Annotated in this window: 13 protein-coding genes; 11 read left to right on the forward strand and 2 right to left on the reverse strand. The window is 61.6% G+C overall.

Annotated elements, in window-relative coordinates; all coding sequences use genetic code 11:
• The first annotated feature begins 64 nt into the window (after positions 1-64).
• From ACIQ2A_RS00710 to ACIQ2A_RS00740, 7 genes are all read left to right on the forward strand, one after another.
• On the forward strand, positions 65-1315 hold the full coding sequence (locus tag ACIQ2A_RS00710) for a NupC/NupG family nucleoside CNT transporter (RefSeq protein WP_398474676.1): 1251 nt from the start codon (positions 65-67) through the stop codon (positions 1313-1315).
• Between the two features lie 199 nt (positions 1316-1514).
• On the forward strand, positions 1515-2666 hold the full coding sequence (locus ACIQ2A_RS00715; protein ID WP_398474679.1) for an ABC transporter ATP-binding protein: 1152 nt from the start codon (positions 1515-1517) through the stop codon (positions 2664-2666).
• On the forward strand, positions 2659-3600 hold the full coding sequence (locus ACIQ2A_RS00720) for a carbohydrate ABC transporter permease (RefSeq protein WP_398474681.1): 942 nt from the start codon (positions 2659-2661) through the stop codon (positions 3598-3600). The genes ACIQ2A_RS00715 and ACIQ2A_RS00720 overlap by 8 nt, the downstream gene beginning before the upstream one ends.
• Complete coding sequence (locus tag ACIQ2A_RS00725; protein ID WP_398474683.1) at positions 3597-4430, forward strand: carbohydrate ABC transporter permease; 834 nt, start codon at positions 3597-3599, stop codon at positions 4428-4430. Before ACIQ2A_RS00720 ends, ACIQ2A_RS00725 begins: the two co-directional genes overlap by 4 nt.
• Before the next feature lie 45 nt (positions 4431-4475).
• Positions 4476-5759 (forward strand): ABC transporter substrate-binding protein, encoded by a 1284-nt coding sequence (locus ACIQ2A_RS00730; RefSeq protein ID WP_398474685.1) that lies wholly within the window; start codon positions 4476-4478, stop codon positions 5757-5759.
• Positions 5760-5820: 61 nt separating this feature from the next.
• Complete coding sequence (locus ACIQ2A_RS00735) at positions 5821-6642, forward strand: phosphodiesterase (protein WP_398474687.1); 822 nt, start codon at positions 5821-5823, stop codon at positions 6640-6642.
• On the forward strand, positions 6639-7556 hold the full coding sequence (locus ACIQ2A_RS00740) for a phosphodiesterase (RefSeq protein WP_398474689.1): 918 nt from the start codon (positions 6639-6641) through the stop codon (positions 7554-7556). Before ACIQ2A_RS00735 ends, ACIQ2A_RS00740 begins: the two co-directional genes overlap by 4 nt.
• On the opposite strand, the gene ACIQ2A_RS00745 is transcribed toward ACIQ2A_RS00740, so the two are convergent.
• A complete protein-coding gene (locus tag ACIQ2A_RS00745; protein WP_398474691.1) occupies positions 7484-8047 on the reverse strand; it encodes a cupin domain-containing protein in 564 nt (187 codons plus the stop codon). The two genes, ACIQ2A_RS00740 and ACIQ2A_RS00745, sit on opposite strands and share 73 nt — an antisense overlap.
• A gap of 563 nt (positions 8048-8610) precedes the next feature.
• On the opposite strand from ACIQ2A_RS00745, the gene ACIQ2A_RS00750 reads away from it, so the two are divergent.
• The 4 genes from ACIQ2A_RS00750 (at position 8611) to groL (ending at position 12674) form a co-directional block, all read left to right on the forward strand.
• Positions 8611-9207, forward strand: a complete 597-nt coding sequence (locus ACIQ2A_RS00750) for an N-acetylmuramoyl-L-alanine amidase family protein (RefSeq protein ID WP_398474693.1) — start codon at positions 8611-8613, stop codon at positions 9205-9207.
• Between the two features lie 16 nt (positions 9208-9223).
• Positions 9224-10288: a DUF3616 domain-containing protein gene (locus tag ACIQ2A_RS00755; RefSeq protein ID WP_398474695.1), complete on the forward strand. Its 1065-nt coding sequence runs from the start codon at positions 9224-9226 to the stop codon at positions 10286-10288.
• A gap of 372 nt (positions 10289-10660) precedes the next feature.
• Positions 10661-10981: a co-chaperone GroES gene (locus ACIQ2A_RS00760; protein WP_398474697.1), complete on the forward strand. Its 321-nt coding sequence runs from the start codon at positions 10661-10663 to the stop codon at positions 10979-10981.
• 49 nt (positions 10982-11030) lie between these two features.
• Entirely contained in the window at positions 11031-12674 is a 1644-nt protein-coding gene (gene groL, locus ACIQ2A_RS00765) for a chaperonin GroEL (RefSeq protein ID WP_398474699.1), read from the forward strand.
• A 354-nt stretch (positions 12675-13028) separates the two neighbouring features.
• Here the strand turns inward: groL and ACIQ2A_RS00770 are convergent, their stop codons facing one another.
• A complete protein-coding gene (locus ACIQ2A_RS00770; protein WP_398474701.1) occupies positions 13029-13319 on the reverse strand; it encodes a helix-turn-helix domain-containing protein in 291 nt (96 codons plus the stop codon).
• Positions 13320-13325: the final 6 nt, after the last annotated feature.

The following is a 13325-nucleotide window of genomic DNA, read 5'->3' on the forward strand; positions in this document are numbered from 1 at the left end:
ATCCGGCACCGACATTGCATGATCTCACCTGCCGCGGCATCATTGCCGTGGTTTTGGGGGATTAATGCTTCAGCTTCAGTCGGCGTTCGGCGTCATCGCATTGCTAGGCCTCGCCTGGCTGTTCGGTGAAAATCGCAACAAGGTGTCGTTGCGCAAGGCTGCGATCGGGCTCGCTGTCACGATTGCAACGGCTATCGTCCTTCTGAAGCTCCCGCTCGTCACGCGTGCCTTCGGCGCAATCAATGATGCGGTCTCCACCATCGCTGCTGCTTCGCGTGCCGGCACATCGTTTGTGTTTGGCTATCTCGGCGGCGGGGCACTGCCGTTCGACCTCAAGGCGCCCGGCGCTGATTTCGTGCTCGCACTGCAAGCGCTGCCCGTGGTGCTGGTCATCAGCGTGCTGACCACGCTGCTGTTCTACTGGCGCATCCTGCCGCCGATCGTGCGCGGGATGGCGTGGGTGCTGGAGCGTACGCTGGGCATCGGCGGCGCGGTCGGGCTCTCCACCGCTGCGAACATCTTTCTCGGCATGGTGGAAGCGCCGCTGTTCATCCGGCCCTATATCTCGCAGCTTACGCGCAGCGAGTTGTTTCTTGTCATGACCGGCGGCATGGCGGGGATCGCGGGCACGGTGCTGGTGCTTTATGCCACCTTCATGGCGCCGCTGCTGCCGGATGCCTCCGCGCATTTCGTCATCGCGTCGGTGCTGGCAGCGCCCGCCGCCATCCTCGTCAGCCTGATCATGGTGCCCGAGACGGAAGATCGCCGCACCGGTGGCTTGCTCGCCAATCCGGACTCGCCTGCCAACAGCACGATGGACGCCATCGTCACGGGCACGACGGCCGGCATCGAGTTGCTCGTCAATATCGTTGCGTTGTTGCTGGTCTTCGTGGCGCTGATGTATCTGATGAACGCGATCCTGATGCTGTTGCCGACGGTGAGCGGCATGCCGCTCACCGGCCAGCGCATTGTCGGCTATGCGATGGCGCCGATCTGCTGGCTGATGGGCCTGCCCTGGGATCAGGCGCTCACCGCGGGATCGCTGATGGGCGTCAAGACGATCCTCAACGAGCTGATCGCCTATGTGCAGCTCGCAAAACTTGGCCCCGACGCACTCGATCAACGTTCGCGGCTCATCATGCTCTACGCACTCTGCGGCTTCGCCAATTTTGCCAGTCTCGGCATCATGATCGGCGGCCTTGGCACCATGGCGCCCGAGCGTCGCGACGAGATCAATGCGCTCGGCCTGAAGTCGATTTTATCGGGAACGCTGACGACCTGTCTCATGGGCGCCATTGTCGGCGTGCTCCATTAAGCGGCAGATGCCTGCCGGAAGTTGAGCCCGCAAAAATCCCACCGCATCCGAGTTGTGCGTTTCATGCGACAACTTTCCGCTGCAAGAATCGCCGGTTTCTGCGGGTTTTTTGCATCCTCCATCAAACTGTAATCTCGCTGTCAAATCTCTCGCCTATCGGTGCCGCCATCGACGCACGCAATGGTGATGGAGCTGCACGATGGCGAAGATCGAGCTCAGCGGCATTCGCAAGACATTCGAAGGCAACGAGATTCTCAAGGGGATCGACCTCGCCATCGACGATGGCGAGTTCATCGCACTGATCGGCCCGTCGGGTTGCGGCAAGTCCACGCTGCTGCGGATCATCGCAGGCCTCGAGACGCAGGACTCCGGCAATGTCCGCATCGACGGCGCCATCGTCGATGGCATCCGGCCGAGCGCGCGCAATCTCGCAATGGTGTTTCAATCCTACGCGCTGTATCCGCACCTCTCCGTCTACGACAATATCGCCGTGCCGCTGCGCATGCGCCGGCTGACGGCACTTCAGCGATTTCCGTTGCTGGGCAAGCTGTTTCCCGAGCGCCATCGCATCGAGCGCAGCATTCGCGACGATGTCGAACGCGTCGCCGAACAGCTCGAAATCACGCCATTGCTGAAGCGCAAGCCGGGGCAACTGTCCGGCGGCCAGCGCCAACGCGTAGCGGTCGGCCGCTCCATCGTGCGCGATCCCGTCGGCTTCCTGTTCGATGAGCCGCTCTCCAATCTCGACGCCAAACTGCGCGTGCATATGCGCGCCGAGATCGCGCAGCTGCATCGGCAGATGCAGAGCACCTTCATCTATGTGACGCATGATCAGGCCGAAGCGATGACCATGTCGAGCCGGATTGCGGTCATGATCGAAGGCCGTATCGTGCAGATCGGCGCGCCCGCCGACGTCTATGAAAATCCGCGCGACCTGCGCGTCGCCGAATTCGTCGGCAGCCCGAAGATCAATGTGCTGCCCGGCACCGTCGGCAGCGATGGCGCGCTTGCGGCGCTCGGCCAGATGCTCGGCCTCGCCACGCCGGCGCCTGCCGGCCGCTGTGCGATCGGCGTGCGGCCAGAGCGCATCCGGCTAGGCGACGGCAGCTTTGCCGGCGATGTCGTTCATATCGAGAATCTCGGTGCCGAAGCCTTCATCCATATCCGGCATGACGGCATTCCCTGGCCGGTCGTTGCGCGGATCGATCACGACCGTGCGCTGCCAGCCATCGGCAGCCGGATCGCCTTCTCTTTCGCGCCAGATGCCGTTCGCGCTTTCGATGCCCAGGGCCGCCGCATCGATACGAAGCAGGCACGCCGCGAGCAGATACTGGAGGTGGCCCTTGGTTGACCTCACCGCATCCTCCGCCACCATTCCCGACACACGCACCACCACTTCTGCAAAAGCGCCGCGCATCGGCCGCGGCGGCGCGGCGCTGGCGATGTCCGCGCCGGCCATCGTACTGATGCTGCTGATGCTGATCGGCCCGCTCTGTGCCGTGATCGCGCTGTCCTTCACGGATTACCAGCTCGGCGCGCCCTCGCTCGCCTGGATCGGCCTCGCCAATTACCAGGAGATGCTCGACGATCGCGTGTTCTGGATCGCCCTCACCAACACCATCGTCTATGTCGCCATCGTCGTGCCGCTCGCCGTCGGCCTCGGTCTTGGCATTGCGTTGCTGATCGAAAGCGGCAGCAGCCTGCGTAGCTGGTATCGCACCATCTATTTCCTGCCCGTCATGGCCACGCTGATCGCCATGTCGATCGTGTGGGATTTCATGCTGCATCCGCAGTTCGGCCTCATCAATGCCCTGCTCGCGAGCGTTGGCATCGAGGACTATAGCTGGCTGCAGGATCGCCGCACCGCGCTTTATGCGCTTTGCGCCATCGGCATCTGGCAGGCGCTCGGCTTCAACATGGTGCTGTTCCTCGCCGGCCTGATGTCGATCCCGCGCCATCTCTACGATGCCGCCGAGATCGACGGTGCACGGAGCGGGTGGGACAAGTTCCGCCTCGTCACCTGGCCGATGCTCGGGCCGACCACGCTATTCGTGATCATCATCACCAGCATCCGCGGCTTCCAGGTGTTCGACACCGTGCATGTGCTGACCAAAGGTGGGCCGTCGAAATCCACCGAAGTGCTGATCCACCGCATGTATGTCGAGGGATTCGAGTTCTTCCGCTCCGGCTATGGCGCGGCGCTCACCATCGTATTCCTCGCCTTCGTACTGCTGCTCACCCTCATCAAGGCACAGCTCGCCGGCCGCCGGGTGCATTACACATGACACTGAACCGCGCGCTCGCCTGGCCCGTCATTCGCCACACGCTGCTGTTGCTTGGCGCCGTCGTGATGCTGCTGCCTTTCATCTGGATGATCTCGACGGCGTCAAAGCCGCAGACCGAGATCTTCACCACCGATGTGCATCTGATCCCGCACACTTTCGCGCTGTGGGACAATCTGAAGACCGCGTTCGGCAAGGCCGATCTCGTCCGCTTCCTGATCAATGGCGTGATCGTCACCGCGGCGATCTTCGTGCTGCAGGTCATGGTCGCCCTGCCAGCCGCCTATGCGCTGGCAAAGCTGCGCTTTGTCGGCCGTGATGTGCTGTTCGCGCTGGTGCTGTTCTGCATCCTGATCCCGCCGCAGGCGACCGCCATCCCGGTATTCCTGCTGCTGCATCATCTCGGCATTCTCGACACCTATGCCGCCCTGGTGGTGCCTTTCACGATCTCCGCCTTCGGCATCTTCCTGATGCGGCAGTTCTTCAAGACCGTGCCCGACGACCTCATCGACGCCGCGCGGATGGACGGCATCAGCGAATTCGGCATCGTCTGGCGCGTGATGCTGCCGACCGCCATTCCGGCGCTCACCGCCTTCGGCATCTTCTCGGTGGTGGCGCACTGGAACGACTATTTCTGGCCGCTGATCGTCCTCACCAGCGAGCATCTGCGCACGCCGCCGCTCGGCGTCGCCGCGTTCCGCAATGAGGAAGCCGGCACCAATTACGGCCCGCTGATGGCGGCCGCCATCGTGATCATCGCGCCGCTCGTCGTCGCGTTCCTGCTTGCCCAGCGCCGCTTCATCGAAGGCATCACGCTGACGGGCATCAAGTAGTTCGCATCGAGTAGTCCCACTGCCAACCCCGACTGGAGACCTCCCATGTTGATGAGATCGACCCTCGCGGCGCTCGCACTGCTGACCGGCGTCGCCGGCGCACAGGCGCAGACCAAGACCGAAGTCGTGATGCAATATCCCTTCCCCGAATTGTTCACGGAAACGCACAAGCAGATCGCCGAGGAATTCGCCAAGGTGCGCCCGGACATCAAGGTGACCATGCGCGCGCCTTACGAGTCTTACGAGGACGCCACCCAGCGCGTGCTGCGCGAGGCCGTCACCAACCAGGTGCCCGACGTCACCTTCCAGGGCCTGAACCGCATCCGCGTGCTGGTCGACAAGAACATCCCTGCGCCGCTCGACGACTACATCGCCGCGGAAAAGGACTTCGACAAGCAGGGCTTCCACCAGGCGATGTATGACATCGGCACCACGAGCGGCAAGGTCTATGCCCTGCCCTTCGCGATCTCGTTGCCGGTGGTCTATATCAACACCGATCTCGCCAAGAAGGCCGGCGCCGATATCGACAATCTACCGACCACCTGGGATGGCCTGTTCGATCTTGCCAAGAAGATCCGCGCCACCACGCCGGGCGCCAATGGCATGACCTATGCCTGGGACATCACCGGCAACTGGCTGTGGCAGGCACCGGTGTTCGCCCGTGGCGGCACCATGCTGAATGCGGACGAAACCAGGGTCGCCTTCAACGGCCCCGAAGGCCAGGCTGCGATCCGCACCATCGCGCGCGTGGTCACCGATGGCGGCATGCCGAATTTCGACCAGCCCGCCAGCCGCGCCGCCTTCGCCGCCGGCAAGACCGGCATCCACATCACCTCGACGTCGGATCTCAACAAGATCACCCAGATGATCGGCGACAAGTTCGTGCTGAAGACACACACGTTCCCCGACGTGATCGCGCCGAATGGCCGCCTGCCCGCCGGCGGCAATGTGGTGATGATCACCGCGAAGGACAAAGCCAAGCGCGACGCGTCCTGGGAAGTCGTGAAATTCTGGACCGGCCCGAAGGGCGCGGCAATCATGGCCGAGACCACCGGCTACATGCCTCCGAACAAGGTCGCCAACGACACCTATCTCAAGGATTTCTACGTCAAGAACCCGAACAACTACACCGCCGTGAAGCAGCTGCCGCTGCTCACCAAGTGGTACGCCTTCCCCGGCGACAACGGCCTGAAGATCACCGACGTGCTGAAGGACCATCTCAACAGCATCATCTCTGGCGCCCGCACCAAGGAGCCCGACGCCGTGCTCGCCGACATGACGACGGACGTGCAGAAGCTGCTGCCGAAATCGGTCGGCGCTGCGAAGTAACGCTCACGACATCAGCCGCGGAGCTACACGCTCCGCGGCTATCCTCTCCGAAAGCGGCGTCATGAAACTGATCCATCTGAGCGATATCCACCTCACCACACCCGGCCAGACCATCGGCGGCCGCGATCCCCGCGCCAATTTCGCGCGCGCTCTGGCCCATGTGCTGCGCGACCACGCCGATGCCGAGTTGATGGTGATCACGGGCGATCTTTCTGATTGGGCAGATCGCACCGACTACGAATGGCTGAAAGAACGTCTGCAGGAATTTCCGCTGCCGGTCCGCCTGTGCATCGGCAATCACGATGACCGCACGACCTTCCTGAGCGTATTCCCGGAATGCAATGACAGCGGCTTTGCGCAGGGCGTGAAAGACATCGCTGCCGGGCGCTGCCTATTCCTCGATACATGGGGACCGGAGAGCCATGCCGGCTTCTATTGTGACGCGCGCCAGCAATGGCTGGAGCAGCAGCTCTCCGAGGGCGACGGTCCGTTCTTCCTGTTCATGCATCACAATCCGATCCCGACCCATCTCGGCCCGATGGACAAGATCGGCCTGCGCGACGATGTCGCCTTCCGCCGCATCGTCGGCCGCCACCGCGACAAGATCCGCCATATCTTCTTTGGCCATTGCCATATCCCCATGGCCGGTTCGACCGCCGGCGTGCCGACCACGTCGCTCCGCGGCACCAATCATGCGAGCTATGTGGATTTCGCCGAAACCAAAATGCTGCTCGGCTCCGACCTGCCGGAATCCTACGGCGTCGCCTTTATCGGCGAGGATTATGTCACTGTGCACATGATCGAGTTCGGCTATCAAGGCGAGATCCGTTCCGGCGGCTCGCCCGACTACAAAGCGTGGGACCGGGAGACGATGCAGCGATGAAATTCATTGTTCTCACCGACACCCATTTCGTCCCCGCCGGCCGCAAGCTGTACGGGCTCGATCCCGCAGCGCGCCTGGCGATCGCGGTCGACAAGATCAACGCCACGCATCGCGACATCGCTTTTGTCATCGTCACCGGCGACCTCGCCCATTGGGGCGAGCAAGGCGCCTATGAAAGCCTCGCGACACAACTCGGCCGGCTCAATGCGCCGGTCATCACGATGCTCGGCAACCACGACAAGCGCGATGCATTTCGCGCCGTCTTCCCGCATGCCGACCGCGACGACCACGGCTTCGTGCAAAGCCTGCGCATCACCGATGCCGCGACCATCGTCACGCTGGACACGCTGAACGAAGACACGCCGGATCACGCCGGCATCCTCTGCGACAACAGGCTGGCATTTCTGGAAGACGCCCTGAAGTCAGCGCCGATCGATCGCCCGCTGCTCCTGTTCCAGCATCATCCGCCCTTCGACAGCGGTTTGCGCTACATGGATACGATCAAGCTCGCCAATGGCGAAGCCGAATGGGACGTGATCGCGCGCACGCGCAAGCCCGATTGCATGTTCATGGGGCACCTGCATCGCCCCATCGCCGGCGCATGGCGCGGCATCCCTTTTCACATCCAGCGCGCGCTGACGCATCAGGTGGCGTTCGATTTCGAGGCGGACGGCCATATTCCCGGCACGCATGAGGCGCCGGATTATGCGTTCGTGACTGTCGCTGACGGGAACGTCGTCATTCACCAGTGCTCGTTCCTGTATGACGGGCCGCGCTTCTCGCTGCATGATGCCGAGGCGCAGGCTGCGCAATCGGTGGACGAGTTGAAGCGCACGGCGGATCAGCCCTTCACTTCCACCGTCCTGAATTGCGCCGGCAAAATCACTTCGAGCAGTTCGCAATTGTCGGAATAGTCGCGGATCAGATGCTTGATGCGCGGCGGCTGGGTCCAGCACGAGCCCGGCCGCATGGTCTGCTCGCCGACGCCGTCCATATAGGTCTTCACCCAGCCATTCAGCACATAGACGAGTTGAAACTCGGCGTCGTGATAATGCAGCTTTGAAACTTCCTTGGGATCGCACGGTCCGATCAGGCGGATCACATGCGCTTGGGCCAGACCACCGCTCGCTTCGGCCACGCCGAGATCGCGATACTTGGCGTAAGCGCGCAAGCCGGTCGCAAAATCCTCCTCGCGATAGTGGCTGATGGCCGGGCGCTGCTTGCGTCGTTTACCTGACTCAGGGACTGCGGTGACCTTCTTTGCAGTAACAGTCGTGGGCTTCTTCGCGGCGGCGATTTTCTTGGCCGCTGTCGCCACACTTGCTTTTCGCGCTGCTGTTTTGGGCGCGACACGCTTCGCCGCTTTCGTCGCACTGATCTTTGACGCTCGCTTCTGCTTCGCCATCACGTACTTCCCAGCTTCCGCATGCGCCGGACAGCGGCGTTGCGCGCGAGAAACTAACTGCAGTTCGACACATCGGCAATTCGTTGGATGTGTTGAGTAGCAACACGCTCTGCAACCCTGAAACGCAGAAATGCAAAGCCCGCAAGAGATACCATCATCCTGCGACGTAACAGCTCGCTGCAATGTCGCGTGACGATCGACGAATATAGACAACTTAAACTTGCATTTTTTCTATTCGGTAGTCATGATCCTCGCATCGCATGCGATGCGAATGGGAGACGCTGCACTCCTCATTTCCTGCAGTTGAATGTCTTTTTGCGCACGGGCACGCCCATGAAACGGACGTCGGGACGCAGAGGCGGACCCATTCGCAGATCCATCGGCAATGTCATCCGCTTTCCGGATGTCGCGACTTGCCTGGGAACGACACCGGCGTGTCCTGCCGCACGTCATGTCAGCGAGCTACACATCACACGACGTCTGGTGCCGGGACGGCACCCGAGCCGATATGGCCTCTGCCGTAGCAGACGCGGCGTGATCCAATTCAGTGAAGGGAAAACGCGATGAAACTCGATGAAGCCCAGGTCGATATCAAGATCATCCAGGACTATGTGCCGGTCGGCAACAGCAATCGCCCGGCCGGCAGGCTGGTGCCGACCTCGATCACCATCCACAACACCGACAACGACTCCAAAGGCGCCAATGCGGCCGCCCATGCGAAATATATGAAAGGGCCCGATGCGCAGAAGCGCAAAGTGTCGTGGCACTTCACCGTCGATGACAAATTCGTCTATCAGAGCCTGCCAACCACCGAGACCGCCTGGCACTCCGGCACTGCGGCCGGCAATCGTTCGAGCATCGGCATCGAGATCTGCGAACATTCCGACATGCCGGATCCTGCCGCCGCCTATCGTCGCGCAGCGCTGCTTGCTGCGTGGCTGGCCTATCGCCTCAATATCAGCGTGCCTGATGGCATCCTGCAGCATCACGATTGGTCAGGGAAAAATTGCCCGCATCTGTTGCGCACGAACAGCGGCAAGGGCTGGAAGGATTTTGTGAAGCAGGTGCAAAAGTTCTACGACGAGCTTGAGCCGGTCGATGCGATCCTGATCTCGCACCATGACCACGACCATCACGGTGCCTCGGCATCAACCGTCTAGATACGGGAGTGTGACGATGCACGCGCCGATGAAATGGACGGCCATTCTTGCCCTCGCGATCCTGACCGGCCTCGCCCCGGCAGCCGCCAAAGACCCGAAAGCGTGGAAAGTCCAGGGCAAGCTGCTTGGCGAGGTGGATGGCAACGACGTCGAGAAAGCCAAGGATGTGAGCGGCATTGCATGTGCACCAGGCGTCAGCCTGCCACGGCTTTGCCTGATCGTCGATGACGAGACCCAGGGCGCACAGATCGTGCTGCTCCACAAGGATAGCCTGACCGCCGGCGAATTCATTCGCCTGACCTACGGACAATATGAGGGCGAGCCGCTCGAACTGGATGCCGAGGCCGTCGCCTTCGACAACAACAATTTCTATGTGGTCGGCTCCCATGGCCGGGCGCGCCACGAGACGCACGATGCCTCGGAAGAAAAGAAAAACACCGCCAAGGCTGACGCGAGCCGGTTCATCTTCCGCGTTTTCCTGAAGCCTTCACAGGTCGATATGACCACCGGCAAACTGACGGACAAGCCGCTCATTTCGCCGCCGGCCACGCTGACTGGCATCCTCCAGCGCCTTCCCGATATCGCTAAAGCCTATGACGAGCCGCTTGCCAAGAATGGCCTGACCATTGAAGGCATCGCTGTGAAAGACAAAAAACTGTATGTCGGAATGCGCGGGCCTGTGATCGGAGACAAAGCCTCCGTCGTTTCTGTGGGACTCGCTGCCGTGTTCGATGGCGCACCGCCAGCGCCAGAACTGCATGGGTTAAAACTCGGCACGGACAAGCGCGGCAACGTTCGCGGTATCCGTGACATCGTGCGCCACGGCGACGGCTTTCTCGTCTTGGCGGGCCCGGTGAATGATCCAGAGGGCGATGCAGTCGAGGATGGTGACTACGCGATCTATCCTTGGGACGGAGAAAATCAGCCCGGCGCGCGGGCCGATATCAAATCCTTCGGCAAGAAGGTGAAGCCCGAGGCGCTGCTACCGCTCGAAGGCGATGCGCAAAGCGCGCGTATCCTCGTGCTGTTCGATGGTCCCAAAGAGGGATCGCCGACCCCGATCGACGTGGAATTCAAGTAGATCGCCGTTCACCCGCAAAACGGCCCGCGATGGCGGCGGCTGCAGCGCGATCCGTGCTGGCGCCCGCTGGTGCGCGGCATGCGATGACCGTCCAGGCAGGGGCACCAGCGAACCGATCGCAGCCGACATCCGGCAAGACCTGACGTCGCTCGCCGGCTGCCTGACATTGCCCGCCGATCCTGCCCGATCCCCGTTCGGTCGGTACCCCTTAACCAAATTGGCACCCGTCACATTTGAGTGCCAAATAATTTGCTACAGCACCTTGCTCGCGGGGAACGATCGGCCTATCTCCGCTACAGCCGCGCTGGCACTTTGTGCCCGTGACTGCCAATTTCGAAATTCTCTGTTATTACAGAAACTTAGGAGGACTGCATGAAATTCCGTCCGCTTCACGACCGCGTCGTGGTCAAGCGCATCGACGCCGAAGAGAAGTCTGCTGGCGGCATCATCATCCCGGACAGCGCCAAAGAGAAGCCCTCCCAGGGCGAGATCGTGTCCGTCGGCGCCGGTGGCCGCGACGAGGCTGGCAAGCTGATCCCGATCGATCTCAAGGTCGGCGAGCGCGTGCTGTTCGGCAAGTGGTCTGGCACCGAAGTGAAGATCGACGGTCAGGACCTCCTGATCATGAAGGAAAGCGACATCATGGGCGTCCTCGAAGGCGCTGCCGCTCCTGCTGCCAAGAAGAAGGCCTAAGGGCCTCTCCTTCCTTCCCCTTCCCTTTTGATATTCAAGGACATCCAACATGGCTTCCAAAGAAGTTAAATTCGGCGTTGACGCGCGCGACAAGATGCTGCGCGGCGTGGACATCCTCGCCAATGCAGTGAAGGTCACGCTCGGTCCGAAGGGCCGCAACGTCGTGATCGAGAAGTCGTTCGGCGCCCCGCGCATCACCAAGGACGGCGTCACCGTCGCCAAGGAAATCGAGCTCGAGGACAAGTTCGAGAACATGGGCGCCCAGATGGTGCGCGAAGTGGCTTCGAAGTCGGCTGACGCAGCTGGCGACGGCACCACCACCGCGACCGTGCTGGCCCAGGCCATCGTGAAGGAAGGCGCCAAGTCGGTCGCCGCCGGCATGAACCCGATGGATCTGAAGCGCGGCATCGACCTGGCTGTGGAAGCCGTGGTCGCCGACCTCGTCAAGAACTCCAAGAAGGTCACCTCGAACGACGAGATCGCCCAGGTTGGCACCATCTCGGCGAATGGCGACTCGGAAATCGGCAAGTTCCTGGCTGACGCCATGAAGAAGGTCGGCAACGAGGGCGTCATCACGGTTGAAGAAGCCAAGTCGCTCGAAACCGAACTCGACGTCGTCGAAGGCATGCAGTTCGACCGCGGCTACATCTCGCCCTACTTCGTCACCAATGCCGACAAGATGCGCGTTGAATTCGACGACGCCTACATCCTGATCAACGAGAAGAAGCTCTCCTCGCTGAACGAGATGCTGCCGCTGCTCGAAGCCGTCGTGCAGACCGGCAAGCCGCTCGTCATCGTCGCGGAAGACGTCGAAGGCGAAGCCCTCGCCACCCTCGTCGTCAACCGTCTGCGTGGCGGCCTCAAGGTTGCTGCCGTCAAGGCTCCGGGCTTCGGCGATCGCCGCAAGGCCATGCTGCAGGACATCGCGATCCTGACCGGCGGCCAGGCCATCTCGGAAGATCTCGGCATCAAGATGGAGAACGTCACCCTCGCCATGCTCGGCCGCGCCAAGAAGGTGATGATCGACAAGGAAAACTCCACCATCGTCAACGGCGCCGGCAAGAAGGCCGACATCGAAGCCCGCGTGGCGCAGATCAAGGCGCAGATCGAAGAGACCACGTCGGACTACGACCGTGAGAAGCTGCAGGAGCGTCTCGCCAAGCTGGCTGGCGGCGTTGCCGTCATCCGCGTCGGCGGCGCGACCGAAGTCGAAGTCAAGGAGCGCAAGGACCGCGTTGATGACGCGATGCATGCGACCCGCGCAGCGGTTGAAGAAGGCATCGTCCCCGGCGGCGGCGTCGCTCTGCTCCGCGCTTCGGAACAGCTGAAGAAGATCAAGACCGCCAACGACGACCAGAAGACCGGCGTCGAGATCGTCCGCAAGGCCCTGTCGGCTCCGGCCCGCCAGATCGCCGTCAATGCAGGCGAAGACGGTTCGGTCATCGTCGGCAAGGTGCTCGAAACCGCGACCTACGCTTACGGCTTCGACTCGCAGTCTGGCACCTATGGCGACATGCTCAAGAAGGGCATCATCGACCCGACCAAGGTTGTGCGTGCAGCCATCCAGAACGCAGCCTCGGTTGCCTCGCTGCTGATCACGACCGAAGCCATGGTCGCTGAACTGCCCAAGAAGGGCGGCGCAGCCGGCGGCGGCATGCCTCCGGGCGGCGGCATGGGCGGCATGGACTTCTAAGTCCGAGCTGCTCAGAACTATCAAATGCAGAACCCCGGCAGCGATGCCGGGGTTTTTGTTTGGCAACCTGGACCTTAGGCTCTCACGTCAACTATCTACTGCGCTGCTTTATTCTGGCCCGTTGAGGCACTGTCGCCGACAATTCTCGCAACTTCGCTATTGGGAGCGATATCTGAGTTATCCCAAAGTTCCTACGATGTCCGAAGTGATCGGCTATCGCCGACCAACCGACCATCGATCGTGAACTTACGATTTTTGAAAGAGCCTTGTAACAGTTCTATACCGTCAAAAATCAACTTCAGTCCGCCAGCCAATTTGTCGCGAGCCAACTCCTGTTCTCCCACTTTTAATGCGCTAGTTCTTCGCCTTCACCGGCTGAAAACTGATCTTCAGCGTGTGCCCCGTCGCCTTCGCGAAGCGTAACAGAGTCCGCGTCGATGGCTGCCCTCGCCCGCTCTCCAGCCGCGCCACCGTGCTTTGGGTCGTGTTCATGCGGCGCGCCAGTTCGGCTTGGCTGAGACCGGCACGACGCCGCGCCTTGGCGATGGCAGCCATCACCGTGAACTCTTCTTCCAGCGCGTCGTATTCCTTGCGATACGCCGCGTCCTTGCTCCAGGTCTTGTGCAGATCCTTGATCTTCGTCATAGCCTC

The sequence above is a fragment of the Tardiphaga sp. genome (assembly GCF_044336785.1).
Classification (GTDB): Bacteria; Pseudomonadota; Alphaproteobacteria; order Rhizobiales; family Xanthobacteraceae; genus Tardiphaga.